Here is a 25,783-nt window from a genome sequence, read left to right as displayed (position 1 = left end):
CGCCATACCCCTGCCATCGGGGGAACCCCTGACTCGTCCCCGACCCCTCAGGGACGGCGTCAGGGCATGCCCTGATGCGCTCATGGCCGGTGACGTGTGACGATGCTTCCCGAGATGTCTGAGATGCCTAACGCCCCAGCGGCGTACCCCCGGATGGTCCGGCCCCTTCCCGGCCGGGTGGTCGCGGGCGTCGCGCAGGGCGCCGCCGCCCAGCTGCGACTCGACCCCGTCGTGCTGCGTCTCGCGTTCGTGCTGCTCACCGTCGTCGACGGGCTGGGCCTCGTGGCGTACGCCGCGCTGTGGATGTTCACCCCCAAGGAGGAGGTGAAGGGCCGCGAGCCGACCCGCGACTGGGGCCAGCTCGCCGCGTACGGAGTGCTCTGGCTGGCCCTGGCGAGCTTCGCCTGGCTGACGGGCGCCTCCAGCGGCGGGTTCGGCATGTGGCCGATCGCGGTCGGCGGCATCGGCGCGCTGATCCTGTGGCAGCAGGCCGACCCGGGACGGCGGCAGCGCTGGATGTCGGGCGCGGTCAAGCAGGTCAGCACGACCTGGGTGCGCACCGGCATCGGGGCGCTGCTCGTCGTCGTGGGTGCGATCGGCTTCCTGGCCGCGAGCGGCGAGCTGGCCAAGGCCAGGACAGGGCTCGTGTTCACCGCGGTCGTCGTCGGCGGCATGCTGATGATCGCCGCGCCCTGGCTGGCCTCGCTGGTCAAGGAGCTCCAGCGCGAGCGCACCGAGCGCATCAGGCAGGAGGAGCGGGCCGAGGTGGCCGCCCACGTCCACGACTCGGTGCTGCACACGCTCACTCTGATCCAGCGCAACGCCCACGACGCGCGGGAGGTCGCCCGGCTCGCCCGGTCGCAAGAGCGCGAGCTGCGCAACTGGCTGTACCAGCCCAAGCAGGACGCCGACGCCACCCTCGCCGCGGCCGTGCGCCGGGTCGCGGCCGAGGAGGAGGACGCCCACGGCGTGCAGATCGAGGTGGTCTGCGTGGGCGACTGCGAGCTGGACGAGGGCCTGGTGGCCCTGCTGCACGCCGCCCGGCAGGCGATGGTCAACGCGTGCAAATACAGTGGGGCTCCGACCGTCTCCGTCTACGCCGAGGTCGAGCCCGACGAGGTGACGGTGTTCGTCCGGGACCGGGGCAAGGGCTTCGTGCTCGACGACGTCCCCGGGGACCGGATGGGCATCCGCCAGTCGATCATCGGCAGGATGGAGCGCAACGGGGGAAGCGCCCGGGTCAGGACCGAGCCCGGCGACGGAACCGAGGTCATGCTGACCATGAAGAGGGAAAAATGAAGACCGTACGCGTGCTCATCGTCGACGACCACCGGCTGTTCCGCTCCGGCGTACGGGCCGAGCTCGGGCCCTCGATCCAGGTGATCGGTGAGGCCGAGGACGTGGAGTCGGCCGTGAAGGCGATCGCCGAGCTGGAGCCCGACGTGGTGCTGCTCGACGTGCACATGCCGGGCGGCGGCGGCCAGGAGGTGCTGCGGCGCGTGCTCGGCTCGGGCTCCCAGGTGCGTTTCCTCGCCCTGTCGGTGTCGGACGCGGCCGAGGACGTGATCGGGGTCATCCGGGGCGGCGCCCGTGGGTACGTGACCAAGACGATCAGCGGCACCGAGCTCACCGACGCGATCATCCGCGTGTCCGAGGGCGACGCGGTGTTCTCGCCGCGACTGGCCGGCTTCGTCCTCGACGCGTTCGCCTCGACGGAGGCCCCGCCCATCGACCCGGAGCTCGACTCGCTCACCCAGCGGGAGCGTGAGGTGCTGCGGCTGATCGCCCGGGGCTACGCCTACAAGGAGATCGCCAAGGAGCTGTTCATCTCGGTGAAGACCGTCGAGACGCACGTGTCGAGCGTGCTGCGCAAGCTGCAGCTGTCCAACCGCCACGAGCTGTCGCGCTGGGCCACCGCACGACGTCTGGTCTGAACCCGTCTGGTGCGATCGCCCTCCGGCGTGCGACGCTCGATGAATGGGCCGTGACGTACCCTCCGTCTCCTTCACCCGGGAGGACCGCCGTCGCTACCGGGACAAGGTGAAGCTGTCGCTGGACGTCCTGGACGAGATGCTGCGGGAGTCGCGGTTCGGGTTCGACCGGCCCCAGATGGGCCTGGAGATCGAGCTGAACCTGGTCGACTCCCGGGGCGAGCCGGCGATGAAGAACGCCGAGGTCCTGGCCGCCATCGCGGAGCCCGACTGGGCGACGGAGCTGGGGCAGTTCAACGTCGAGATCAACATTCCGCCGCAGGTGCTGTCCGGCGAGGGCAGCCGCCTGCTGGAGGAGTCCGTACGGCGGCGCCTCAACCGGGCGCAGGAGCGGGCGGCGCGGGTCGGCGGGCAGCTCATGCTGGTGGGCATCCTGCCGACGCTGCGCGAGACCGACGTCAGTGAGGGGACGCTGTCGGCCAACCCCCGCTACAAGCTGCTCAACGAGCAGATCTTCGCCGCCCGGGGCGAGGACCTGCACCTCATGATCGAGGGGGTCGACCGGCTCGACACCTACGCCGACAGCATCACCCCCGAGGCGGCGTGCACGAGCGTCCAGCTCCACCTGCAGGTCAGCCCCGAGACGTTCCCCGACCACTGGAACGCGGCCCAGGTCATCGCGGGTCCGCAGGTCGCGGTGGCGGCCAACTCGCCGTACCTGTTCGGCAAGGAGCTGTGGCGCGAGACCAGGATCAGCCTGTTCGAGCAGGCCACCGACACCCGGCCCGAGGAGCTGAAGGCCCAGGGCGTGCGGCCGCGCGTGTGGTTCGGGGAACGGTGGATCACGTCGGTCTTCGATCTGTTCGAGGAGAACGTCCGCTACTTCCCCGCGCTCCTGCCCCTCTGCGAGGAGGAGGACCCGAGGCAGGTGCTGGACGAGGGCGGGGTGCCCGAGCTGCACGAACTGCGGCTGCACAACGGCACCGTCTACCGCTGGAACCGGCCCGTCTACGACGTATCGGACGGCGTCCCGCACCTGCGGGTGGAGAACCGGGTGCTGCCGGCCGGGCCGACGGTGGTCGACATCGCGGCCAACGCCGCCTTCTACTACGGGCTCATGCGGGTGCTTCCCTCGGCCGAGCGGCCCGTGTGGACGCGCATGTCCTTCGCCGCCGCGGAGGACAACCTCCGCAACGCCGCGAGGTACGGCCTCGACGCCCGCCTCTACTGGCCGGGCCTGGGGGAGGTGCCCGCCGCCGAGCTGATCCTGCGCAGGCTGCTGCCGATGGCCTACCACGGGCTCGACCTGTGGGAGGTCGACCCGGTCCAGCGCGACCGGCTGCTCGGCATCATCGAGCGGCGCTGCGTGACCGGCCGTACGGGGGCGGACTGGCAGGTCAGGACGGCCCGCGCGTTCGGCGGGGACCACGAGGCGCTGCGCCGCATGACCCTGCGCTACCTGCAGCACATGCACACCAACGAGCCCGTCCATACCTGGGGTATGTGAAGTCCCCGTATCTGTGACCGGCATCGGCGACGGCGCAAATTTTCGTCGTCTAAATGGGTATTCAGACGGAAATGACCCGCCGAGTACTCGCCGCCTTCCTGCTCGCAGTGACCCTGGTCGCCTCCTGCGGCACGCTCACCGGCGCCCCGCCCGACCGGGCGCAGCCGGGGGGCGCGGCGTCCGGGGGAAGGACGCCCTGCGACGGCGTCGGCGACGACTTCCCCGGCGACGTGAAGCTCGCCCGCTGCCTCACCGAGTGGTTCTGGTCGCGCCGATTCCAGGAGAGCGGGGAGACGTACCGCCCGATCACCCGCTTCGTCGCCTACCGGGGGAGCGGCGGGCCCGACTGCGGTGGTCAGCCGGCCGTGCCCGAGAACGCCTTCTACTGCCCGTACGGCCACTTCATCGCCTACGACGCGGCCTGGCTGGAGGCGATGTACGACCGGATGGGCGACGGGGCGGTCTACGTCGTTATCCCGCACGAACTGGGGCACGCCGTGCAGGCCCAGCTCGTCGAGGACTTCCGCTTCAACGTGGAGCGGGAGCTTCAGGCCGACTGCTACGCGGGCGCCTCGCTGAGCGGCCTGATCCGCGTGGGGGCGCTGAGCGCGGAGCAGGGCGACGAGGAGGAACTGCTCACCAACATCCGGGCGGCGGGCGACCCCACCGACGTCTGGTGGGCGCCGGACGCCCACGGATCGCCCGAGCTGCGCCAGCAGTACTTCGCCCACGGCTACAACGAGGGTGTGGGGACCTGCTGAGGCGTCGTACGGCATGCTGACGGGGGCGTCGAGGGTGGGGACGGAGGACGGGTGAAGCCTGCGCTGGTGGGATGTCTCGGGGTGCTCGCGGCGGCGAACGTGCTCAACAACCGGGTCGCCAGGCGGTGGGCGCCGGTGACCTCGGCGGTCGCGACGGGGGCGCTGCTGGCGCTGGCCCGGCGCGAGGGGCTGGCCTGGCACGAGCTGGGCTTCCGGGACGCCCGCGCGGGCGCCGTGACCGGGGGCGCGCTCGCCGCGGGCGTCGCCGCCGTCTACGCGGCCGGCGTGGCGCTGCCCGGCACCCGCGCGCTGTTCCGGGACGAGCGCGCGCTGGCGCTGTCGCGCCGCCGGGTGCTGGAGGAGGCCCTGGTGCAGGTGCCGTTCGGGACCGTGCTGCTGGAGGAGGCGGGCTTCCGCGGGGTGCTGCCCGCCGTGCTCGGCCGCTCGCTCCCGGCCGGCACGGCGGTCGCCGCCTCGGCCGCGCTGTTCGGGCTGTGGCACGTGCTGCCCGCGATGGACATGGCCCGGGCCAATCCCGCCCTCGGCCGCCTGGCCACCGGGGAGGCCCCGGACGGGGCCTCTTCGGGGTCCGGCCCGGCACCCGGGGCCTCTTCGGAACCCGGCCCGGCGGACGGGCGGCGGGACGGCCGGGCGGAGACGGGACGGCTGGTGGCGGGGACGGTGGTGTCCACCGCGCTCGCCGGGCTCGTGTTCCACGGGCTGCGCCACCGCGCCGGGCTGCTCGCGCCCGCGCTGCTCCACCTCGCGACGAACTCCCTCGGCTACGCCGCCGCCCGGGTGGCCCGCCGGCTCGATCAGCCCTCGCGGGGGTCGGCCAGGCCGGTCCGGTAGGCGTACGCGACCGCCTGGGCCCGGTCCCGGAGACGGGCCTTGGCGAAGAGGTTGTTGATGTGCGTCTTGACCGTGGCCTCGCTGATGAACAGACCGGCGGCGATCTCGGCGTTCGACAGGCCACGGGCGATGAGCCGCAGAACCTCCGCCTCGCGCGGCGTCAGCCCGTCCGGCGGCGGGGGAGCCGGTGCGGCGGCCGGTCCGGGCGGTTCCGGGGGCGGGGCGGTGACGGTGTTCAGGAGACGGCGCTGCACGCCGGGGTCGAGCTGGGCGTCGCCGTTCATCACCGTGGTGACGGCGCGGGCGATCTCCTCGGCGTCCGCGCTCTTGGTGAGGAAGCCGCGCGCCCCGGCCCGCAGCGCGGCGAAGACCGACTCGTCGTCGGTGTACGTCGTGAGCACCACGACCTGGGTGTCCGGGAAGCCGGCCCGGATCCTGCGGGTGGCCTCCACACCGTCCATGCGGGGCATGCGCAGGTCCATGAGCACCACGTCGGGCCGTTCGTCCGCGACCAGGCGGAGCGCGGCCTCGCCGTCGGCCGCCGACCCCACCACCGCTATCTCCGGCAGCAGGCCGAGCAGCAGCACGAGCCCGTCGCGGACGACGGCCTGGTCGTCCACCACCAGCACGCGGGCGGTCACGCCGGCACCCGCAGCCTGACCCGGAAACCGTCCTCCACCTCGCCGGCCTCCAGGGTGCCCCCGAGAAGCTCGGCCCGTTCGCGCATGCCCACGAGACCGTATCCTCCACCCGGCGTTCCCGGAGTGTCACTCGGGGGGTTGACCACCTCCAGCTCGCACTCTCCGCCGCGGAAGTCCAGCCGTACGGCGGCGGGGGAGCCGGGCGCGTGCCGCCGCACGTTGGTGACGGCCTCCTGCGCGGTACGGATCATCGCGAGCTCGATCTCCGGGGGCAGGCGGCGTCGCGGGCCACGGATGTCGAGCGTGCACTCCCTGCCCGTGGCCTCCCGGAACTCCTCCGCGAGCGCGTCCAGCGCGGCGGGGAGCGGCGGGGCGTCGTCCCGTAGCGCCGCGACGGCCCTGCGGGCCTCCTCCAGGCCGTTCTTGGCCAGCTCGCGGGCGCGTTCGACCCGGTCGAGCGCCTCCTCGGACCGCTCGGCTCGCAGCAGCAGCCGGGCGCCCTCCAGATGCACGATCTGCGCGGACAGGGAGTGCGCGAGGATGTCGTGGATCTCCCTGGCGATCCTGGCGCGTTCGGCCAGCACGGCCTCGCCCGCCTGCGCGGCGGTCGCGGCCCTGCGCTGCCTGATCGCGTAGGCGACCGTGAAGACCACGCAGAGCGACACGCCCAGGCTGACGCCGCGATCGGCCGGTCCGGCGGGAGCCACGGGTGACATGACGCCCATGGTGACCGCCCCGAGCCCCGCCAGGGCGAGCAGCAGGATCGGCAGCGACCGGCTGAGCGGATGCCGCACAGCCGCCGCTCCGGTCGCGAACATGACCACGGCGACGGCCGGGCTGCCACCCTTCGAGATCGCGTCGAGGACGAGGGCCGGCACGATGACGAGGCCGAGAAGAACGGCCTGCACGCGACCCGTGTCCCGGCGGCGCGGGAGCACGGCCGGCCACAGCCGGAGCACGATCATCGTGGCCAGGACGACGGCGATGGCGGCGGTCAGCACGGTGACGGCGAGCCGCTCGCCCGTCGGGCCGAATCCCGGCGCGGTGGTCGCCTGCCCGCCGATCAGCATCGCGGTGACCGCCGCCAGCAGGCACCCGCCGGCGATCGCGTTCCTGCGGTGGGCCTCCGAGCCTCCCCGGCTCCCGTCCGGGTGGCCGGGAGGGTGTGAGCGGTCACGTCTGAGCACGTCCCGACGTTAGCGGGCCGCCTGGAGACCGGGGACGGCGGTGCCGGGCAGGGCGCTCGCCCGGCGGGCGACCATGAGGAACTGCACGCCGAGGGTCACCCCGATGAACAGGAGCACGGAGCCCTGGGACGAGGCCACGCCGAGGACGGCGGTCAGGAAGATCATCGCGACCCGGACGGCGATGGAACCCACCCACGCGAGCAGCGTCATGACGGTGCCCTGCGACCACGCCACGCCGTGCTGGTCGAGCCAGACGCGGGTGGTCGCCGCCCGCAGCGCGCCGAGACCCGCGGCCACGAGGAGCCCCGCGGCGAGCAGGGCGACGGCGAGCACCGGGTGGAGGGGGTCGATGAGCTTGTCCCCGTCGGCGGCGAGCCCGGCCAGGACCATGGCCGCGGCGATGATCAGGCCGGCGCGCCTGGCGGCGGGGCGCGGCGTCATCTGCCGATAGATCACGAGGGCGACCGCGGCGAGGGCGATGACGATGATCTGGGCTGTCTGCATGCGTAAGACGGTAGGAAGAGCGGCCGCGGAGCGGATCGGCGCCAGGGTGGAAAGCGGGGGTGGAAAGCGGGGGTGGAGAGCAGGGCGGGCAGGACCGGAAAAGCGGCCGATCTCCACCCCCGGGTGGACGCGGGGCGCCGGGGTGAGGGTGTTCAGGCGGTGACGACCCGCTGGAACGCCTCCGCGTACGAGCCCTCGGGGAGGCCCGCGGCGGCGGCGTGGCCGGCGAGCCAGCCCTTGACCATGCCGTCGAGGTCGGGGATGTGCGCGGTCTGGCTCTCGTGCGCGCGCAGCGCCGCGATTTTGCGGTCCACGGTGGAGGTGACGTCGACGTAGTGGTTGACGGTCATCCCGCCGGTGAGCCACACCTCGCGGACGGTCCAGGCCTCGAGCCCCTCGTCGGCCAGCAGTTCGGGGAAGGCGTACGGGTTGCGCGCGTCGGGGTAGACCGCGTCGAGGGTGGCGCCGCCGACCGCGCGGTGGTCGGGATGGCTGGGGCCGAGCCGTTCGTAGTTCCGGTCGGGGCTCGAGGTGACGACCAGGTCGGGCCGCACCTGGCGGATCACCCGGGTGATGTCCCGCCGCAGACCGAGCGTCTGCTCGACCGTGCCGTCCTGGTAGCCCAGGAAGCGCAGGTCGCCGACGCCCACGCACTTGGCCGCGGCGGTCTGCTCGGCGCGGCGCAGCGCCGCCATGCCGCCGTTGTCCACCGCCCGGTCGAATCCGCCCGCGTCGCCATCCGTGACCAGGCAGTACACGACCTCCGCGCCGGAGTCGGTCAGTCTGGCGACCGTTCCCGCGCCACCGAAGTCGATGTCGTCGGGGTGCGCGACGACCACCAGGACCTTCTTGATTTCCGCCTCGTCCAGCACGAGCAGCCTCCTCATGGTGTGGCACATCACCTTAAACGTGACTTGCCGGGCGAGTGGGCCCCGGATGTCGGTGCGCGGCCATAACCTAAGGAGGGTGTCCACCCGAGCCGCCACTCATCCATTGCTCGACGGCCTCAACCCGCAGCAGCGGGACGCCGTCACCCACCAGGGCAGTCCGCTGCTGATCGTCGCCGGGGCCGGCTCCGGGAAGACCAGGGTGCTGACGCACCGCGTCGCGTACCTGCTGGCGGAGCGCGGCGTCCAGCCGGGGGAGATCCTCGCGATCACCTTCACCAACAAGGCCGCCCGCGAGATGAAGGAGCGGGTCGACAAGCTCGTCGGGCCGCGGTCCAGGGCCATGTGGGTCATGACGTTCCACAGCGCCTGCGTGCGGATCCTGCGGCGCGAGGCGAAGCGGCTGGGCTTCACCTCCAGCTTCTCGATCTACGACCAGGCCGACTCCCAGCGGCTCATGGCGATGGTGTGCCGCGAGCTCGACCTCGACCCCAAGCGCTACCCGCCGCGCTCCTTCTCCGCGCAGGTCAGCAACTTCAAGAACGAGCTGATCGACTACGAGACGGCGGCCGACCGGGCCTCGACCCATCTGGAGCGCACGCTCGCGGAGGCGTACCGCACCTACCAGCGGCGGCTCACCGAGGCCGGCGCGATGGACTTCGACGACCTGATCATGCTGACGGTCACGCTGTTCCAGCTCTTCCCCGAGGTGGCCGAGCACTACCGGCGGCGGTTCCGGCACGTGATGGTCGACGAGTACCAGGACACCAACCACGCGCAGTACATGCTGATCCGCGAGCTGGTCGGGCGGCCCGAGGTGCGCACCGCCGACGGCGACGTGGTGCGGGAGGGCGTCGAGCCCTCGGAGCTGGTGGTCGTCGGCGACGCCGATCAGTCGATCTACGCCTTCCGCGGTGCGACGATCCGCAACATCCTGGAGTTCGAGCGCGACTACCCGGACGCGCGGACGATCCTGCTGGAGCAGAACTACCGCTCCACGCAGACGATCCTGAACGCCGCCAACTCGGTCATCTCCCGCAACGAGGGCCGCAAGCCGAAGAACCTGTGGTCCGACCAGGGCGCGGGGCCGAAGATCATCGGATACGTCGCCGACAACGAGCACGACGAGGCCATGTTCGTCGCGCAGGAGGTCGACCGGCTGAGCGACGACCACGGGGTCACCCCCGGCGACGTGGCGATCTTCTACCGCACCAACGCCGCGTCCCGGGTGTTCGAGGAGATCTTCATCCGCACCGGCCTGCCGTACAAGGTCGTGGGCGGGGTGCGGTTCTACGAGCGCAAGGAGGTCAAGGACCTGCTCGCCTACCTGCGGGTCCTGGCCAACCCGAACGACACGGTGTCGCTGCGGCGCATCCTCAACGTGCCCAAGCGCGGCATCGGCGACCGCGCCGAGGCGATGGTGGAGGCGTTCGCCAACCGCGAGCGCATCGGCTTCTGGGAGGCGCTGCGCCGGGCCGACGAGGCGCCGGGGGTGGCCACCCGCTCGCTCAACGCGATCCGCGACTTCGTCACCCTGCTGGACGAGCTGCGCGCCAAGGAGCTTCCGCTGTCGGACCTGGCGGAGGAGGTGCTGAGCGCCACCGGCTACCGGACGGAGCTGGAGACCTCGGGCGACCCGCAGGACGAGAGCCGGCTGGAGAACCTCAACGAGCTGATCTCGGTGGCCGCCGAGTTCGAGGAGGCCAACCCGGAGGGCACGCTCGTCGACTTCCTGGAGCAGGTCTCGCTGGTCGCCGACGCCGACCAGATCCCCGACGGCGACGACCACGGCGGGGTGGTCACGCTGATGACCCTGCACACCGCCAAGGGCCTGGAGTTCCCCGTGGTGTTCCTCACGGGCATGGAGGACGGGGTCTTCCCGCACATGCGCTCGCTGAACGACCCGAAGGAGCTGGAGGAGGAGCGCAGGCTGGCGTACGTCGGCATCACCCGGGCCAAGCAGCGGCTCTACCTGTCGAGGTCCGCGGTCCGCTCGGCGTGGGGCGCGCCGTCGTTCAACCCCGCCTCGCGCTTCCTGTCGGAGGTGCCGGGCGACCTGGTCGACTGGCGCGGCGACCCGGGCAAGACCGCCTGGTCCGCCGCGACCTCCCGCCCGGCCGCCCGTACGGCTCCCGCGCAGAAGACCGGCGGCCGGCAGGTGCCGAACCTGTCGCCGGGCGACCGGGTCACCCACGACACCTTCGGGCTCGGCACGGTGGTGGCGGTGGACGGCCAGGCCGAGAAGACGCGCGTGAAGATCGATTTCGGTAGCGAGGGCGAGAAGACCCTGCTGCTCGCCTACGCCCCGATCGACAAGCTCTGATCATGCGCTGACCTGTTTTCCGCGCTCGCCGCGGGCGCTGCCGGAGTCCCCGGCGGTCGCCGCCTGACCGGTGGACGCGTCGCCGGCGGTCGCCGCCCGGAAGACGTGGGCGGCGGGGCGGAAACGGAACGGCCGGCCCCGGGTGTGATCACTGTGTCATCACCCGGGACCGGCCGCCTCTGACCTTCGCCTCGCGGGGGTCGGTCCGCGCGGCGGTCACCCGTGCCCGATCGTGCGGATCAGTTGGGCAGGATGACCGGGCCCTGCGTGTCCGGCAGCTCGCTGTCGAGGTCGCTCAGGTTGGCCACCTGGCTCCTCGGCGGCGCCTTGACCGTGACCTTCTTGCCCCAACCGGCGAACGTGGTGACGTCGGACAGGGTGAAGGTGACGGACTTGCCCTCGGTCTTCGCCTTCAGGTCGGCGGTGGCCGAGACGCGGCGGACGAGCTGGTCGGAGCCGACCCACAGCTTCCAGGACACCACGGTCTTGGAGGGGTTGGTCCCCAGGCCGGCGAGGCCGTACTTCAGGCCCGGGCTGACCTTCATCAGCTGCCCCAGGGTGATGGTGCCGCGGTAGAGCGTGGTCTTCGCGCCGTTGACGCTGCCGCCCGGCCCCTTGGCCTTGGTGGTCGCGAGGACCGTCTTGAGGCTGCGCCAGTCCGCGGCGTTGAAGTACCCGCCCCCGCTCAGCGTGGGGTCCAGCCGCACACCGGGCACCCGCAGCCAGGTCTTGCCCTCCGGGAGCAGGTCCGCGTAGATGCCGCCGGAGTAGTAGGCGGTCCTGCCGATGACGACCGTGCGGACGGGGTCCTCCGCGCCCTTCAGGTCCTCGTCCTCGTCCTTCAGCAGGTCGCTGTACTTGACCTTCTGCGTGCTGTCGGCCGCGGCGATGCCGGACCGGCCGAAGGCGTAGCCGCCGTTCGAGGTGACCTTGATGGCCGGGATGCCGAGGACGCTCATCGTGCTCGTGGAGACGTACCGCACGCCGTGTCCGGCGACGAACTGCTTGCGGAGCGCCGCGACCGGGTCTGCGGCGGGGGTCGGCGCCTGCGCCGAGGTCTGAGCCTGCGCGGGGGCGGCGACGGCGGGCGCCACGAGGGCGGCCGTCGCGGCGCACGCCAGCGCCATGATTGCTCGCTTCAAAGTGATTCCTCCCGTAAGTGCCCTCAAGATCGAGAGGGCAGCCCGGAAATCTTCGCGGCTCGTGATCACAAAAGAGTTACGAAAATCCACATTTCCTGTGAGTTTTCAGCTAGTGGGCCGGTATGCGGGCTGATTATTATTTCGCCGCGAAATGTTCGTAGCGAAAGGACACCATGGAGGAGAACACGGCGGTCGAGGAGATATCCCGGCTCTACCCCGCCGTCCACCGGCGTCTGCGCACGTCCGGTCGCCTGCTTCCGGGCCGTGACCTGACCGCCCGGATGGTGTCGGTCCTGCGTCACCTGGTGTCGTACGGGCCGCTCACCGTGGGCGACCTGGCGGGGCGGCTGCGCCTGTCGCGGGCCGCGACCACCGAACTCCTCGACCGCGTCGAGACCCGGGGGCTGGTCGCGCGGACGCGCGACCAGCGTGACCGGCGGCGCGTCTACGTGCGGGTCACCGAGGCGGGGCGTGCCGCCGCCGGCGGCGAGGGCCGCGACGACGCCGGCCGCGACGACCCGCTCACGGCGGCCGTGCGCACGATGACCCCGCAGGAGAGGCAGGGGCTCGTGGACGGCCTGCGCGCGCTGCTCCGGGAGCGTCCGGGAGGCGGCTGACCGGCTCCGGAGACGGGGGCCGTTCCACGGGGAGGCGGCGCGCGGCGGTTACGCTTCGGGCAGCGGGCACCATCTGCGGGAGGTCTTCATGGCAGGCAGGATTCGGGTCGTCGTCGCGAAGCCGGGGCTCGACGGGCACGACCGCGGGGTGAAGGTGGTGGCGCGGGCGCTGCGCGACGCGGGCATGGAAGTCATCTACACGGGGCTGCACCAGACCCCGGAGCAGATCGTCCGTACGGCGATCCAGGAGGACGCGGCGGCCATCGGGCTGTCCATCCTGTCCGGCGCCCACATGACGCTGTTCGCCCGGCTCTTCGAGGTGCTGCGCGAGGAGGGGGCCGAGGACATCGTGGTGTTCGGCGGCGGAATCATTCCCGATGCCGACATCCCGGAACTGACCACGATGGGCGTTGCGCGGATCTTCACACCCGGGTCCACGACGCAGGAGATTGTGGAATGGGTCCGTTCGGCGGTTCCAGCCACCGTTTAGGCATTTTGCCCAACCTTGCCGTACTTGAGGGTTGTTGGCAAGGCTCCAGTGGGACCCGATGACGTGGTCACGCCGTCACGGGGACTAGGCTTCATGCGCGGAAACGCCGGGCGGGACGACGGCGCCCGGCCTCGGACATCAAAAGGGACGGACCCTCGTGGACCTGTTCGAACATCAGGCGAAGGAGCTCTTCGCGGAGTACGGCATCCCGGTGCCGCGCGGAATCGTCGCGCACACCGCGGAGGAGGCGCGGGCGGCTGCCGAGCAGCTCACCGGACGCGTTGTCGTCAAGGCCCAGGTCAAGACCGGCGGGCGCGGCAAGGCCGGCGGCGTGAAGGTGGCCGACGACGCCGCCGACGCGCAGGCGAAGGCGGCGCAGATCCTCGGCATGGACATCAAGGGCCACACGGTCCACAAGGTCCTGATCGAGGAGGCCAGCCAGATCGCGGAGGAGTACTACTTCTCCTTCCTCCTCGACCGCGCCAACCGCACCTTCCTCGCCATCTGCTCCGCCTCGGGCGGCATGGACATCGAGGAGGTCGCGCACACCGCGCCGGAGAAGGTGGCGAAGGTGCCGGTCAGCCCGCTGACGGGCGTCGACCGCGCCAAGGCCCGCGAGATCGCGGTGGCCGGCGGCCTGCCGCAGCAGGCGCTGGACGGCGCCGCCGAGCTGATCGAGAAGCTCTGGGCGGTTTTCGTCGACGAGGACGCCTCGCTCGTCGAGGTCAACCCGATGATCCTGTCGGCCGACGGCCAGGTGAAGGCGCTCGACGGCAAGGTCACCCTCGACGACAACGCGAACTTCCGCCAGGCGGAGCACGTCGCGTACGTCGACAAGGCCGCGGAGGACCCGCTGGAGGCCCGGGCCAAGGAGAAGCACCTCAACTACGTCAAGCTGGACGGCAACGTCGGCATCATCGGCAACGGCGCGGGCCTGGTCATGTCCACGCTCGACGTCGTGGCGTACGCGGGGGAGGAGTTCCCCGGACAGCCCAAGCCGGCCAACTTCCTCGACATCGGCGGCGGCGCCTCGGCCGAGGTCATGGCGAACGGCCTGGAGATCATCTTGTCCGACCCGTCGGTGAAGTCGGTCTTCGTGAACGTCTTCGGCGGCATCACCGCCTGCGACGCGGTCGCCAACGGCATCGTCTCGGCCTTCGAGCTCCTGCAGAGCCGGGGCGAGGAAGTGACCCACCCGCTGGTCGTCCGCCTGGACGGCAACAACGCCGCCCTCGGGCGGCAGATCCTGGCCGACGCCGCGCTGCCGCGGGTCGAGCTGGTCGACACCATGGACGAAGCGGCCAAGCGCGCCGCACAGCTCGCCGCGGTAGGTGCGTAATGGCTATCTGGCTCACCGAGAACAGCAAGATCATCGTTCAGGGCATGACCGGTGGTGAGGGCACCAAGCACACCCGCCGCATGCTCGCCGCCGGCGTCAAGGTCGTGGGCGGCGTGAACGCCCGCAAGGCCGGCATCACGCACGAGGGCCTGCCGGTCTTCGGCACGGTCAAGGAGGCCATGGAGCAGACGGGCGCCGACGTGTCCGTCGTCTTCGTGCCCCCGGCCGCCACCAAGGCCGCCGTCCGCGAGGCCATCGACGCCGAGATCCCGCTGTGCGTGGTCATCACCGAGGGCGTGCCGGTCCACGACACGACCGAGTTCTGGGCGTACGCCGTCTCCAAGGGCAACAAGACCCGCATCATCGGCCCGAACTGCCCCGGCATCGCCTCGCCCGGCGTGTCCAACGCGGGCATCATTCCGGCCGACATCACCACCAAGGGCCGCGTCGGCCTGGTGTCGAAGTCGGGCACGCTGACCTACCAGCTCATGTACGAGCTGCGCGACATCGGCTTCTCCACCTGCGTCGGCATCGGCGGCGACCCGGTCATCGGCACGACGCACATCGACGCCCTCCAGGCGTTCCAGGAGGACCCGGAGACCGACGCGATCGTGATGATCGGCGAGATCGGCGGCGACGCCGAGGAGCGCGCGGCGGCCTACATCGACGAGCACGTGACCAAGCCGGTCGTCGCCTACGTGGCCGGGTTCACCGCGCCCGAGGGCAAGACCATGGGCCACGCCGGCGCGATCGTGTCCGGCTCCGCCGGCACCGCCCAGGCCAAGAAGGAGGCCCTGGAGAAGGTCGGCGTCCGCGTCGGCCGCACGCCCAGCGAGACCGCCCGCCTGATGCGCGAGATCATGTCCAGCCGCTGACCGCGCACACGTCCGGCTGTCGTCCGCGACCTTGGTCGACTCCCTTGCACTCCCACCGCTCCGGCGGTGCGAGTGCAAGGTCGCGGTCGTCTCCGGCCCCTGCCGCTACGCGCGCCGATGCGTCCGGATTGCGTACTCCTCGGCGTGGCGTCGTGGAGGAGAGCGGCGGGGCTGGGATGATGCGGTAGCGTGACGGGCCTTCTCGATCAATTCAGGACCGCTCCCCGTGCCGTGCTCGGCCGGGGCGGCGACGACGAGGAGACCCGCCGTCCGCTCCCCGTCTCCGGCATGCTGGCAGCGGTCGGGACGCTCGGCGTCGGCCTCGCCGTGCTCACCACGGTCACGCTCATCGGCTGGATGGCCGCGCCTCGCGGGCCGTTCGGCGAGGGCCTGCCCGGCGTCTTCCGTACGGCCTGCCAGCTCTGGCTCGCCGCTCACCACGCCGGTTTCGCGATCCCCGGTGGCCGGGTGGGCCTGCTGCCCATCGGGCTGATGATCCTGCCCGGGGCGCTGCTCTACCGGGCCGGCCTGTGGATGGCGCGCGACGCCGACCTGCGGCTGCGGATGCCGGCCCGGCTGCCCAAGGGCACGCCCCGCGACGTCGAGAACGCCCGCCGCCGCGCCCAGCTCGTGCTCATCGCCCAGGCCGGCATCTCGCTGGCCGCGCCGTACGCGCTGCTCGCCGGGGTGATCGCCCTGGTCTCCGGCAACGAGATCATGCGGCCGTTCCTGGGGGAGGCGCTGGTCAGCCACCTGCTGCTGGCCTTCGTCACCGGCTCCGTGGCCACCGCCCGCACGATCGGGCCGTGGCGGTCGATGCTGCGCCTGCTGCCCGAGCGGCCACGGTCGCTCGTCTCCGGCACGGCCGTCGCGATCTCGGTGATGCTCCTGGCCGGGGCCGTGCTGGTCCTCGGGGCCGTGGTGGTCAACTTCGCCAGGATCGAGCAGATGTCGGAGGTCCTCAGCCCCGGAGTGGTCGGCGGCCTGCTGCTCCTGCTCCTGGAGGTCCTCTACTTCTTCAACGCGGTGATCTGGGGCATGGCCTACATCTCGGGGCCGGGTTTCGCGGTGGGCGCCGGAACGCTGGTCGCGCCCACCGGGGTCAAGCTGAGCGCGGTGCCCATGCTGCCGCTGCTGGGCGCCCTGCCGTCGTCCGGCGCGGCGCCCGCCTGGGTCATGGGCGTGATCGCGGTGCCGTTCGCGGCCGGGGCCGTCGCCGGCGTGGTGACGGCCCGTGTCGCGCCGACCCCGTCGTTCGAGGCCGCGCCCCTGTGGGGGTTCGTCTGCGGCGTCACCACCGGCCTCGTCGCCGGGACGCTCGCCGCGCTGTCGGGCGGCCCGCTCGGCGGGGCGGGCCTGGCCGCAGTAGGGCCGTCTCCCTGGGAGGTGGCGCTGTCGGTCGCGCTCGAGGTCGGCGTGGCCGCCGGCATCTCGGCCGGCATCGCCAACTGGTGGCTGATCTCCCGGAGGCCGGCCACCCCGCCCGAGCCGGTGCGGAAGGCCGGCGCCGTGATCGCCAAGGCGGCCGGCCGGGTGCGGCCCGCCCGCGGCGCCCACCTGCCGGGCCACTGGCTGGACGCCACCGAGGCGGATACGCAGCCGATCCCGGTGATCAGGGACGACTGGACCGACGAGCACGCCGCCGCGGCGGCCGAGACGTTCGACGACATGAGCGCGCGGCGGCCCGGGGGCACCTCCCGTGATCCCGGCGCGCCGCGCAAGCCCGCGGCGAGTCCTCCGCCGGAGCCGCGCAAGGACATCGTCGACGAGACCGACGACCGCGGGGGTCACGTTATCTACGTCGATCCCTACGCCTGGGACCGCGACTGATCCCTCCCCCGGCCACTCGGCGACGGACGCGGCGAGGACGACCTCGCCGACGGCGGGGCCGGACAACGTGTCCCCGGGACGCGGCGGAGGGAAGGGCGCGCCCGGCACGCCGCAGCGGGCAGGCGTCTCAGGCGGGGGCGGGGACGCCGGCGGGCCAGGCCACCCCGAGCTTGCGCTCGAACGCCCGCATGAGCTGGTCGGAGCACTCCTGCTGGGCGGTCACCGTCCCCGCACCCTTGCGGCACTCGGTGTAGGCGTTGAGCTCGTCGGAGAAGTAGAGCTGGAATCCCGTCGTCACCAGCCCCAGGACGAACGCGAGTGACGAGAGCACGACGGCTCCGGTCGCCATGCCGATCCCGCGTCGTTCACGGTTCAGCAGACGCAGGTCGTGGATCGCGATGACGATCGCGAAGATGGACAGCGCCAGCCCGGCGGCCGGCAGCATCAGGGTGAACACCAGCGCCATGAGGGCGAGGACGAGAGCCCTGCGTCCTCCGGTCGCAGGGGCCGGCGTCTTTAGGGGTGTAGTCACGGTCTCCTCGCCTCGCGTTCCGCATAGCCCGTCGTCAGTCGTGATGGCCGGCGCCCGATACGCTTTAGCTGCGTTGAGGGACGGCCCTCCACGCTCGACCACTCTCTAAGGAACCATCTCCCGGCAATCACCTGCAAAACGAAGGCAGCTCACGAAGGAGTTCCGCCCTGTCGTTCCGGCTCGTCGTCCTCGTCTCGGGTTCGGGGACCAACCTGCAAGCGTTGCTGGATGCGGCCACAGACCACGCGTTCGGCGCGACCGTCGTGGCCGTCGGGGCCGACCGTACCGGCATCGAGGGCCTGATCCGGGCCGAGCGTGCCGGCGTCCCCACGTTCGTCGAGAGGGTGGGCGACCACCCCGACCGGGAGAAGTGGGACGAGAGTCTGGCCGAGCGCATCGCCGAGCACAAGCCCGACCTGGTGGTCTCCGCCGGGTTCATGAAGATCCTCGGTCCTCGCGTGCTCGGCGCGTTCCCGGTCGTCAACACCCACCCGGCGCTGCTTCCCGCCTTCCCCGGCGCGCACGCGGTGCGCGACGCCCTCGCGTACGGCGTCCGCGTCACCGGCTGCACGGTCCACCTCGTCGACGCGGGCGTGGACACCGGCCCGGTGATCGCCCAGGAGGCGGTGGCCGTACGGGAGGGGGACGACGAGGAGTCGCTGCACGAGCGCATCAAGGGCGTCGAGCGCGGCCTCCTCGTCGAGACGGTGGGCCGCATGGCCCGTGAGGGCTGGACCCTGACCGGGCGGACCGTCCGCCTCGGGCCGGGGCGAGTCGCAGGAGAGGCCGGACACGGCCCGACACCAGGAAGGACGACGAAGTGACCCGCATCGCCATCCGCCGTGCGCTGATCACCGTTTACGACAAGACGGGTCTCGAAGACCTGGCGCGGGGGCTCGAGGCCGCGGGCGTGGAGATCGTGTCGACCGGCGGCACCGCCGCCGCGATCGCCTCCTACGGCGTGCCGGTCACGAAGGTGGAGTCGCTCACCGGATTCCCCGAGTGCCTGGACGGACGGGTCAAGACCCTCCACCCGCGGGTCCACGCCGGGCTGCTCGCCGACGGCGACAACCCCGCCCACGTCAAGCAACTGGAGGAGCTGGAGATCGAGGCGTTCCAGCTCGCGGTGGTGAACCTGTATCCCTTCGCCGCCACGGTCGCCTCCGGCGCCTCCGACGCCGAGTGCGTCGAGCAGATCGACATCGGCGGGCCCGCGATGATCCGCGCCGCCGCCAAGAACCACGGCACGGTGGCCGTGGTCGTCGACCCCGCGGCGTACGGCGAGGTCCTGGCCGCGGTCGCCGAGGGCGGCTTCACGCTGACCGAGCGCAGGAGGCTGGCCGCCACGGCGTACGCCCACACCGCCGCCTACGACGTCGCGGTCGCGTCCTGGTTCGCCAACGTGTACGCGCCCGAGGGCGACTGGCCGTCCTTCATGGGCGCGGCGTGGAAGCGCAAGGCAGCGCTGCGGTACGGCGAGAACCCGCACCAGGGAGCGGCCCTCTACACCGGCGGCGAGGACGGCCTGGCCAACGCCGAGCAGCTGCACGGCAAGGAGATGTCCTACAACAACTACGTCGACGCCGACGCGGCCTGGCGGGCCGCCTGGGACTTCGACGAGCCGTGCGTGGCCATCATCAAGCACGCCAACCCCTGCGGCATCGCGGTGGGCGCCGACGTGGCCGAGGCGCACCGCAAGGCGCACGAGTGCGACCCGGTCTCCGCGTACGGCGGAGTGATCGCGGTGAACCGCGAGGTGACCCGCGCGCTGGCCGAGCAGATCGCGCCGATCTTCACCGAGGTGGTGGTCGCGCCGTCCTTCGCGGCCGACGCGCTCGAGGTGCTCAGGGAGAAGAAGAACATCCGCCTGCTCGCCTGCCCGCAGGGGCCGTCGAACGCCGCCGAGTATCGCCGTATCGACGGCGGCCTGCTCGTGCAGACGGTCGACCGGGTGGACGCGCCCGGCGACGACCCCTCCACGTGGGAGCTCAAGGCCGGCGAGGCGGCCTCGCCCGAGGTGCTCGCCGACCTGGCCTTCGCCTGGCGGGCCTGCCGTTCGGTGAAGTCCAACGCGATCCTGCTCGCCTCCGGCGGCGCGACCGTCGGCGTCGGCATGGGCCAGGTCAACCGGGTCGACTCGGCCCGGCTGGCGGTGTCCCGGGCGGGTGAGCGCGCGGCCGGGTCGGTCGGCGCCTCCGACGCGTACTTCCCCTTCCCGGACGGCCTGCAGGTGCTGGCCGAGGCCGGGGTGAAGGCGATCGTCGAGCCGGGCGGCTCGATCCGCGACGACGCGGTCATCGAGGCGGCCAAGGAGGCGGGCATCACGCTCTACTTCACCGGGACCCGGCACTTCTTCCACTGATCGGGAAGTCCGGACGTACCGCCAGGGAGGGGCGGCCGCTGGGATGGATGGGGCGAAAACGGCACGATCACCCCTGTGGGGCGGTTAGCCTGAAGCGCTCACCCCACCTCTCCCCGGAGCCCCTCCATGCCCCTTGATATGATCATGAGCTCCTTCGCGACGATGAACGGCATATGGAACAGCCCCATCGCGCTGCTGCCCATCGCCGCCCTGGCCGCCTACTTCGGCTGGCGGATCGTGGAGTTCATCCCCTTCACCCGGCGGATCATCGAGCGCCGGGAGGGGGGACAGTAACGCATTCGGAAGGACGGGAAGTGCCATGACCGCGCAGGTTCTCGACGGCAAGGCGACCGCCGCCAAGATCAAGAATGAGCTGGCGGAGCGGGTGAAGGCCCTGGCGGCCCGGGGGATCACCCCCGGTCTGGGCACGATCCTGGTCGGTGACGACCCGGGCAGCCAAATCTACGTCGGGGGCAAGCACCGCGACTGCGCGGAGGTCGGCATCACCTCCATCCGCAAGGACCTGCCGGAAAGCGCCACGCAGGCGGACGTGGAGGCAGCGGTCGACGAGCTGAACGCCGACCCGGCCTGCACGGGCTACATCGTCCAGCTGCCGCTGCCGCGTCACCTGGACACGCAGGCGCTCATCGAGCGCATGGACCCGGCCAAGGACGCCGACGGTCTCCACCCCGTCAACCTGGGCCGGCTCGTGCACATGGTCGACGCCCCGCTGCCGTGCACCCCGCGCGGGATCGTGGTCCTCCTCCAGGAGTACGGCGTGCCGCTGAAGGGCGCCGAGGTCGTCGTGGTCGGCCGGGGCATCACGGTGGGCCGGCCGCTGGGCCTGCTCCTCACCCGCCGGACGGAGAACGCCACCGTGACGCTCTGCCACACCGGCACCCAGGACCTGGCGTCCCACGTGCGCCGGGCGGACATCGTCGTCGCGGCGGCCGGGGTGCCCCACCTCGTCACCGCCGAGATGGTCAAGCCCGGCGCGGCCGTGCTCGACGTGGGCGTCTCCAGGGTCGACGGGAAGCTCACCGGCGACGTCGCCCCCGACGTACGCGAGGTCGCGGGCTTCGTCGCCCCCAACCCCGGCGGGGTGGGGCCGATGACCCGGGCCATGCTGCTGGCCAACGTCGTCGAGGCCGCCGAACAGCGCTGATCCACCGGACCTGCCCGGCCGGTCCTCCCGCGGCTCCTGTCGCGGGGGTGGCGGCCGGGCCGAGTCCGCCGATCACGGGATGTACAGGTACCAGCGGCCGTTCCGCAGGAAGCAGTACGAGCCGGGGTACACCTCCATCTGGGGCACGCAGTAGCGCAGGTCCCAATAGGGGCCGTAGACGCCCGAAGTGGTGCTGGAAGCGGCGGCGGACGCCGGCGGTGTCGCCGCCTGCGCGGCGGTGGCGGGGACGACGGCGAGAGCGGACAGGACGAGAGCGGCGCCCGCGGCCGCGCGGCGGAACGTGTTCGTGGTGAAAATCATGGATCGAACAGTAGGAACGGCGTCCCCGCGCGGTCGTCAACGCTGTCCTTGATCCGGCGTCCGCCGCCGGGTGGATTCCGCGGCGCCGCCATGTCCTCTTCTCGGCGCAGCGGCCGTCGATCCGGCAGAGGCCGGATGCCGCCGGGCCCGCGTCAAGCGCGATCCAAGAATCGGAATTCCGGCTGCTGACCCGATAAATCATGACATATCGTCACTGTGTGTGAGCTATCGGACGCGAAGCGCGCATGATCTGCGGTCTCGGGTCCCGGGGCTGGCGGCCTGGGCCGCGCTGCTGATCGGCATCCTGGACATCGTCAGGGGCCTGGTGCCGAGCCTGCGCGCGAGCAGGATCGGCGAGATCGCGAGCGTCCTGCCGGGCGCCGTCACGACGCTCGCCGAGACGGCGTCGCTGCTGGTCGGAATCCTGCTGATCATGCTTGCCCACGCCCTCAGACGACGTAAGGCACGGGCCTGGCGTGCGGTCGTGGTGCTGCTTCCGGTGGACGCCGCGCTGGAGGGGCTGCGCTGGCGGCACCCCGTCGCGGCATCGGTGTCGCTGCTCCTGTTCGCGGTGCTGGTCGCCGCCAAGGGGGAGTTCTACGCGCTGTCCGACCCGCGCTCCCGCTGGCGGGCCCTGTGGAACCTGCTGGCGCTCGGTGCGTTCGACGTCGTGATCGGCTGGATCCTCGTCGCCTCCCACCACCGTACGGTCGCCGGTCACCCGGGCTTCGGCGACCAGGTCCGGCACGTCGTGCTCGGTCTGTTCGGCGTCGAGGGGCCGGTCGTGTTCACGTCCGAGCGCGCCGGCGACCTCGTCTACTTCTCGCTCGCCGGGCTCGGCGCGCTCACCGCCGTCACCACGATCTACCTGGCCCTGCGGCCGGAACGGCCGGTCGCGGCGCTCAGCGAGGACGACGAACGGCGCCTGCGCGCCCTGCTCGACCGGTACGGCAGGCAGGACTCGCTCGGATACTTCGCGCTCCGCCGGGACAAGAGCGTGATCTTCTCGCCCAGCGGCAAGGCCGCCGTCGCCTACCGCGTCGTCGCGGGGGTGATGCTGGCCGGCGGCGACCCGATCGGCGACCCGGAGGCCTGGCCCGGCGCGATCAGGCGGTTTCTGGAGGAGGCCGGGCGGCACGCGTGGGTCCCGGCCGTCGTGGGGTGCGGCGAGGCGGGCGGCGAGGCGTGGACGAGGGAGGGCGGCCTCGACGCGCTGGAGATCGGGGACGAGGCCGTCGTGGACGTGGCCGGCTTCACGCTGGAAGGCCGGGCCCTGCGCAACGTACGTCAGATGGTCAAGCGGGTGGAGCGCCTCGGCTACACCTGCCGCGTGCGGCGGGCCGGGGACCTGAGCGAGGCGGAGCGCGAGCATATCGGCGACGTGGCCGACCTCTGGCGCGGCACCGAGACCGAGCGGGGCTTCTCGATGGCGCTCGGCCGGTTCGGCGACCCCGCCGACGGCGGCTGCCTGGTGGTCACGGCCCACCGGACGGCCGCGCCGGGGGAGGAACAGACCCCGGGCGGGGACATCCGGGCCGTCCTGCGTTTCGTGCCCTGGGGGGCCGACGGCATCTCCCTCGACCTCATGCGGCGCGACCGCGAGGCCGACCCCGGGCTCAACGAGCTGCTGATCGTGCGGGCCCTGCAGGCCGCGCCGGACTTCGGTGTGACCAGGGTGTCGCTGAACTTCGCGATGTTCCGCTCCGCGCTGGCGCGGGGGGAGCGGCTGGGGGCGGGACCGGTGCTGCGCGCCTGGCGCGGCGTCCTCGTCTTCCTGTCCCGCTGGTTCCAGATCGAGTCGTTGTACCGCTTCAACGCCAAGTTCCGGCCCGTGTGGGAGCCGCGCTTCCTCGTCTATCCGGCCGCCCGGGATCTGCCGCGCATCGGCGTCGCAACGCTCATGGCGGAGGCGTTCCTCGCACCCCCGGGCCTCCGGTGGGCGCGTGGCCTGCTGCGGCGGCGCCGCCGTCAGGCCCCCGTTCTCCGCCCCCTCCCCGACGCTGTCGCCGGCGGTGACAGCGGCCCGGACGGCGCACCGGAAAGCCGCAGAACGGCCTGACCGCACTCGTGACGGCGAGAAGTGAGCCGGCGCCCGTCCGTCCGATGCACGGCCGCCGGGTCTACCCGCAGACGCCGGGAAGGTCGCAGAGCTTGGCGGCCATCGTGCGGGCGTCCTTGATCAGCGGGCGGAACTGGGAGACCGGGAGGCTCTTGGTCACCAGGCCGGTCCTGACGTAGACCGCCACCGCGCTGCCCCTGCGGACGATGACCGAGCGGGACCGGTTCTCGAAGAAGAAGCCGCCGATCCGGAGGGCCTCGTCGCCGATGCCGGTGCTCTTCCAGCGGTACGAGTAGCGGTCGTGGCCGCGGCCCCCCGTGCCGCACCTGGCCAGGTCGGCGCGTACGGATCGCATCGCCGCCTTCGCGGCCCGCTCCGACGGGTAGAGCACGACCTGCTCACTTCGGTAGATGGTCTCCGCCAGGTAGGTGAACGTACGGCTCGCGCCGCGCCCGTCGTCGGCGGTCCTGCGGCCGCACGGGTTCACCTCGAGGGGCTTCGTCAGGCTGTCGGTGAGCTTCAGGTGCTCCCACGGCCTGCGCGGACCGTCCACCTTGGCCTCGTCCAGCAGGAACCCCTTGGGCAGCTTCGCCGTCGCCTGGCCCGCGCTCGGCGCCGTGGCCGTCGCCCGCGCCGCCACCGCCTGGCCGGCGCCCAGCACCATCGCCGTCACTGTCACCGCGGCGGCCGCCGCCGCCGACGTCATAACCCTGCGCATCCCGCACTCCTTGCCTTCAGGTTGACGTCCCGTTCGACGGGGCCTTCGCGGATTTTGTTCGGCAGTTCGTTGGGTTTCGTGGGCCCGTCAGTGCTTGTTCGCCAGGTCGCGGGCCTCGCGCTGCAGCCGATCGGCCTCGTCGAGGAGACGAGCCGCCACCGTGCCGCAGCGTGTCTTCCAGGTTCCGATCTCGCCGCGTACGCGGTCGGTCAACGGGCCCGACCACTCCATGGTGGCCGCCATGCCGTTCACGCGGTCGACCAGTTTCTCCACATCACCGGCTAATTCCCGAAGTTTGGCGGCTCTGTTCTCGAGTTCCCGCACCTCGGGCGGAGATGCCACGTTTTCCCCTCTCAATCGCTTTATAGGAGGATAAGTTACAGGTAAGCTCCCGCCGCATGGGGGAAGGCGTCACGCGGAGCTTCAGACCCGAGGACCTCGAACGCTTAGCCGGCCTTATGGACGACCTGAATCGGTCGGCAGATGAGGTTTTTAAGCGGGCCTGGCCCCTGCAGGCCTCTCAAATCGTCGGTTCGCTCCGGGAAATGCCCGGCTGGGGGAGCGACACGGCCAAGGACCTGAGGCGCCGGGCCGCGATTGGACGACTGCAGACCGGTGACCCGTTCGCCGGGCTCGTGTGGGCGGGCTTTCCGCCGCTGGAAATCGTCGCGAACGGCGACAAGATCGACCCCGCGACTCTCATTTCCGTCAATTCGGTCGCGGATTGGGCGAACAGAACTGGAAATACGGATTTCCATCGCAAGTCCGGTGAGTCGCTGGACGACTACCTCACGCGGCTGAAGGCCGCCGCGATCAGCAAGGCCATCCCGGCCCTCGAACCGCACGAGGCGACCGTCGCCAATGTCCTCAAGACCATGGGTGATGCCAAAGGAGTCGCCGCCACCGTCCCGATCGTCACCACCCAGGCCATGTCACTCAACCGCCTGCTGCTGAACAACCACGTCTCGCGTCCGCTCATCGGCAAACTGACAGGGGGCGCGTGGACGTTGCCGACGAGGTCGGCGACCGCGCCGGGCACCGGAGTCGCGAGCCTCACCCGCCGGCTGTTCATGAAAAGCGGTCTCTACCGCGACTACGTGTCCATGCTCCCCGAGTACGCGGAGATGGACCAGGTCAACCGAGTCGTGAGTGCGGGGCGGGCGCTCGCCGGCGCGAGGGTGAACAACTTCCTCAACCTGGCCTTCGGAAACAATGAGCTGGCCGCTCTGCTTGGTGGTACCACCCACTCGGGCGAGGCCGTGAGTGTCTCCAGTCAGGCCAGCCTGCTCAAGGTCTGGTCGGCCACCGCGGACCCGAAAAAGATGGAGGCCGCCGCCGCGGTCCTGAAGGTCGAGCCCACCGCTCTCACCCGGCTGGGAACGGTGGCCCGGACGGCCGGGGCTTTCCGGGCGCTGGGCGTCGTGGGCGGGGTCGTCTCCACCGGGTACAGCGCGGCGAACGTCATCTCGCAGGGTGATCCGGTCGACGCGTTCAAGCGCAACGGCGCCGGTTATGTCGCGGATATCGCCGAGGTGGGTTTCAACGCCTCTCTTACCGCCGCGATGATCTGCCCTAATCCCGTCACCATCGGCGCTACCGTCATCACGGGTGCCGTTTACGTCGGTGCCAAGGTCGTCGAACACTGGGACGACATCGAGGCCGGTGCGGAAAAGGTGAGCAAGGCGATCGGCGACGGCGCCAAAAAGGTCTTCAGCAGCCTCAACCCCTTCGACTAGCGCA

General features: G+C 71.6%; 26 protein-coding genes. 17 read left to right on the top strand and 9 right to left on the bottom strand.

Annotated features, from left to right (window positions below; translation table 11 throughout):
• Window positions 1–123 precede the first annotated feature (123 nt).
• From AAH991_RS10375 to AAH991_RS10355, 5 genes are all read left to right on the top strand, one after another.
• The gene (locus tag AAH991_RS10375) at window positions 124–1,299 is read left to right on the top strand and encodes an ATP-binding protein (protein WP_428833969.1); all 1,176 of its coding nucleotides are present in this window, start codon (window positions 124–126) and stop codon (window positions 1,297–1,299) included.
• Window positions 1,296–1,934 (top strand): response regulator, encoded by a 639-nt coding sequence (locus tag AAH991_RS10370; protein ID WP_169985309.1) that lies wholly within the window; start codon window positions 1,296–1,298, stop codon window positions 1,932–1,934. The genes AAH991_RS10375 and AAH991_RS10370 overlap by 4 nt, the downstream gene beginning before the upstream one ends.
• Before the next feature lie 43 nt (window positions 1,935–1,977).
• Window positions 1,978–3,438: a glutamate-cysteine ligase family protein gene (locus tag AAH991_RS10365; protein ID WP_346225551.1), complete on the top strand. Its 1,461-nt coding sequence runs from the start codon at window positions 1,978–1,980 to the stop codon at window positions 3,436–3,438.
• A gap of 71 nt (window positions 3,439–3,509) precedes the next feature.
• Window positions 3,510–4,199, top strand: coding sequence for a neutral zinc metallopeptidase (locus AAH991_RS10360; protein WP_346225550.1), 690 nt, complete (start codon window positions 3,510–3,512; stop codon window positions 4,197–4,199).
• Between the two features lie 51 nt (window positions 4,200–4,250).
• The gene (locus AAH991_RS10355) at window positions 4,251–5,051 is read left to right on the top strand and encodes a CPBP family glutamic-type intramembrane protease (RefSeq protein ID WP_346225549.1); all 801 of its coding nucleotides are present in this window, start codon (window positions 4,251–4,253) and stop codon (window positions 5,049–5,051) included.
• Here the strand turns inward: AAH991_RS10355 and AAH991_RS10350 are convergent.
• The 4 genes from AAH991_RS10350 to AAH991_RS10335 all read right to left on the bottom strand — a co-directional run bounded on the left by AAH991_RS10350 (window position 5,015) and on the right by AAH991_RS10335 (window position 8,270).
• Window positions 5,015–5,692: a response regulator transcription factor gene (locus AAH991_RS10350; RefSeq protein ID WP_346225548.1), complete on the bottom strand. Its 678-nt coding sequence runs from the start codon at window positions 5,690–5,692 to the stop codon at window positions 5,015–5,017. The two genes, AAH991_RS10355 and AAH991_RS10350, sit on opposite strands and share 37 nt — an antisense overlap.
• On the bottom strand, window positions 5,689–6,879 hold the full coding sequence (locus AAH991_RS10345) for a sensor histidine kinase (protein ID WP_346225547.1): 1,191 nt from the start codon (window positions 6,877–6,879) through the stop codon (window positions 5,689–5,691). The genes AAH991_RS10350 and AAH991_RS10345 overlap by 4 nt, the downstream gene beginning before the upstream one ends.
• A 9-nt stretch (window positions 6,880–6,888) precedes the next feature.
• Window positions 6,889–7,383 (bottom strand): hypothetical protein, encoded by a 495-nt coding sequence (locus tag AAH991_RS10340; protein ID WP_346225546.1) that lies wholly within the window; start codon window positions 7,381–7,383, stop codon window positions 6,889–6,891.
• A gap of 152 nt (window positions 7,384–7,535) precedes the next feature.
• Window positions 7,536–8,270, bottom strand: a complete 735-nt coding sequence (locus AAH991_RS10335; protein WP_346225545.1) for a PIG-L deacetylase family protein — start codon at window positions 8,268–8,270, stop codon at window positions 7,536–7,538.
• A 49-nt stretch (window positions 8,271–8,319) separates the two neighbouring features.
• Here AAH991_RS10335 and pcrA point away from each other — a divergent pair, with 49 nt between their 5' ends.
• Window positions 8,320–10,593, top strand: coding sequence for a DNA helicase PcrA (gene pcrA / locus AAH991_RS10330; RefSeq protein WP_346225544.1), 2,274 nt, complete (start codon window positions 8,320–8,322; stop codon window positions 10,591–10,593).
• A 239-nt stretch (window positions 10,594–10,832) separates the two neighbouring features.
• Here the strand turns inward: pcrA and AAH991_RS10325 are convergent, their stop codons facing one another.
• The gene (locus tag AAH991_RS10325; RefSeq protein WP_346225543.1) at window positions 10,833–11,735 is read right to left on the bottom strand and encodes a hypothetical protein; all 903 of its coding nucleotides are present in this window, start codon (window positions 11,733–11,735) and stop codon (window positions 10,833–10,835) included.
• 173 nt (window positions 11,736–11,908) lie between these two features.
• Here AAH991_RS10325 and AAH991_RS10320 point away from each other — a divergent pair, with 173 nt between their 5' ends.
• The 5 genes from AAH991_RS10320 to AAH991_RS10300 all read left to right on the top strand — a co-directional run bounded on the left by AAH991_RS10320 (window position 11,909) and on the right by AAH991_RS10300 (window position 16,886).
• Window positions 11,909–12,352, top strand: a complete 444-nt coding sequence (locus AAH991_RS10320; RefSeq protein ID WP_346225542.1) for a MarR family transcriptional regulator — start codon at window positions 11,909–11,911, stop codon at window positions 12,350–12,352.
• A gap of 88 nt (window positions 12,353–12,440) precedes the next feature.
• Complete coding sequence (gene icmB / locus AAH991_RS10315) at window positions 12,441–12,842, top strand: coenzyme B12-dependent isobutyryl CoA mutase small subunit (RefSeq protein ID WP_346225541.1); 402 nt, start codon at window positions 12,441–12,443, stop codon at window positions 12,840–12,842.
• Between the two features lie 157 nt (window positions 12,843–12,999).
• Window positions 13,000–14,181 (top strand): ADP-forming succinate--CoA ligase subunit beta, encoded by a 1,182-nt coding sequence (gene sucC, locus AAH991_RS10310; protein WP_346225540.1) that lies wholly within the window; start codon window positions 13,000–13,002, stop codon window positions 14,179–14,181.
• Complete coding sequence (gene sucD / locus AAH991_RS10305) at window positions 14,181–15,056, top strand: succinate--CoA ligase subunit alpha (RefSeq protein WP_346225539.1); 876 nt, start codon at window positions 14,181–14,183, stop codon at window positions 15,054–15,056. Before sucC ends, sucD begins: the two co-directional genes overlap by 1 nt.
• Before the next feature lie 189 nt (window positions 15,057–15,245).
• Window positions 15,246–16,886 (top strand): cell division protein PerM, encoded by a 1,641-nt coding sequence (locus AAH991_RS10300; protein WP_346225538.1) that lies wholly within the window; start codon window positions 15,246–15,248, stop codon window positions 16,884–16,886.
• A gap of 127 nt (window positions 16,887–17,013) precedes the next feature.
• Here the strand turns inward: AAH991_RS10300 and AAH991_RS10295 are convergent, their stop codons facing one another.
• Window positions 17,014–17,418 (bottom strand): hypothetical protein, encoded by a 405-nt coding sequence (locus tag AAH991_RS10295; RefSeq protein ID WP_346225537.1) that lies wholly within the window; start codon window positions 17,416–17,418, stop codon window positions 17,014–17,016.
• 167 nt (window positions 17,419–17,585) lie between these two features.
• Here AAH991_RS10295 and purN point away from each other — a divergent pair, with 167 nt between their 5' ends.
• The 4 genes from purN (at window position 17,586) to AAH991_RS10275 (ending at window position 20,945) form a co-directional block, all read left to right on the top strand.
• Window positions 17,586–18,242, top strand: coding sequence for a phosphoribosylglycinamide formyltransferase (purN, locus tag AAH991_RS10290; RefSeq protein ID WP_346225649.1), 657 nt, complete (start codon window positions 17,586–17,588; stop codon window positions 18,240–18,242).
• Window positions 18,239–19,780 carry a bifunctional phosphoribosylaminoimidazolecarboxamide formyltransferase/IMP cyclohydrolase gene (gene purH, locus AAH991_RS10285; protein WP_346225536.1) on the top strand — a complete coding sequence of 514 codons (1,542 nt, stop codon included), beginning with the start codon at window positions 18,239–18,241 and terminating at the stop codon, window positions 19,778–19,780. The genes purN and purH overlap by 4 nt, the downstream gene beginning before the upstream one ends.
• A 144-nt stretch (window positions 19,781–19,924) precedes the next feature.
• Window positions 19,925–20,074, top strand: a complete 150-nt coding sequence (locus AAH991_RS10280) for a hypothetical protein (RefSeq protein ID WP_346225535.1) — start codon at window positions 19,925–19,927, stop codon at window positions 20,072–20,074.
• A gap of 25 nt (window positions 20,075–20,099) precedes the next feature.
• The gene (locus AAH991_RS10275; RefSeq protein ID WP_346225534.1) at window positions 20,100–20,945 is read left to right on the top strand and encodes a bifunctional methylenetetrahydrofolate dehydrogenase/methenyltetrahydrofolate cyclohydrolase; all 846 of its coding nucleotides are present in this window, start codon (window positions 20,100–20,102) and stop codon (window positions 20,943–20,945) included.
• Window positions 20,946–21,017: 72 nt separating this feature from the next.
• On the opposite strand, the gene AAH991_RS10270 is transcribed toward AAH991_RS10275, so the two are convergent.
• Complete coding sequence (locus tag AAH991_RS10270; RefSeq protein WP_346225533.1) at window positions 21,018–21,266, bottom strand: hypothetical protein; 249 nt, start codon at window positions 21,264–21,266, stop codon at window positions 21,018–21,020.
• A 220-nt stretch (window positions 21,267–21,486) separates the two neighbouring features.
• Here AAH991_RS10270 and AAH991_RS10265 point away from each other — a divergent pair, with 220 nt between their 5' ends.
• Window positions 21,487–23,325, top strand: coding sequence for a phosphatidylglycerol lysyltransferase domain-containing protein (locus AAH991_RS10265; RefSeq protein WP_346225532.1), 1,839 nt, complete (start codon window positions 21,487–21,489; stop codon window positions 23,323–23,325).
• Window positions 23,326–23,386: 61 nt separating this feature from the next.
• On the opposite strand, the gene AAH991_RS10260 is transcribed toward AAH991_RS10265, so the two are convergent.
• Window positions 23,387–24,043, bottom strand: coding sequence for a hypothetical protein (locus AAH991_RS10260; protein ID WP_346225531.1), 657 nt, complete (start codon window positions 24,041–24,043; stop codon window positions 23,387–23,389).
• Window positions 24,044–24,130: 87 nt separating this feature from the next.
• Entirely contained in the window at window positions 24,131–24,385 is a 255-nt protein-coding gene (locus AAH991_RS10255; protein ID WP_346225530.1) for a hypothetical protein, read from the bottom strand.
• Window positions 24,386–24,441: 56 nt separating this feature from the next.
• On the opposite strand from AAH991_RS10255, the gene AAH991_RS10250 reads away from it, so the two are divergent.
• Window positions 24,442–25,779, top strand: a complete 1,338-nt coding sequence (locus AAH991_RS10250) for a hypothetical protein (protein WP_346225529.1) — start codon at window positions 24,442–24,444, stop codon at window positions 25,777–25,779.
• Window positions 25,780–25,783: the final 4 nt, after the last annotated feature.

The sequence above is a fragment of the Microbispora sp. ZYX-F-249 genome, from assembly GCF_039649665.1.
Classification (GTDB): Bacteria; Actinomycetota; Actinomycetes; order Streptosporangiales; family Streptosporangiaceae; genus Microbispora; species Microbispora maris.
Note: the sequence above shows the minus strand (reverse complement) of the source record. Positions and strands in the feature narration are given on the sequence as shown.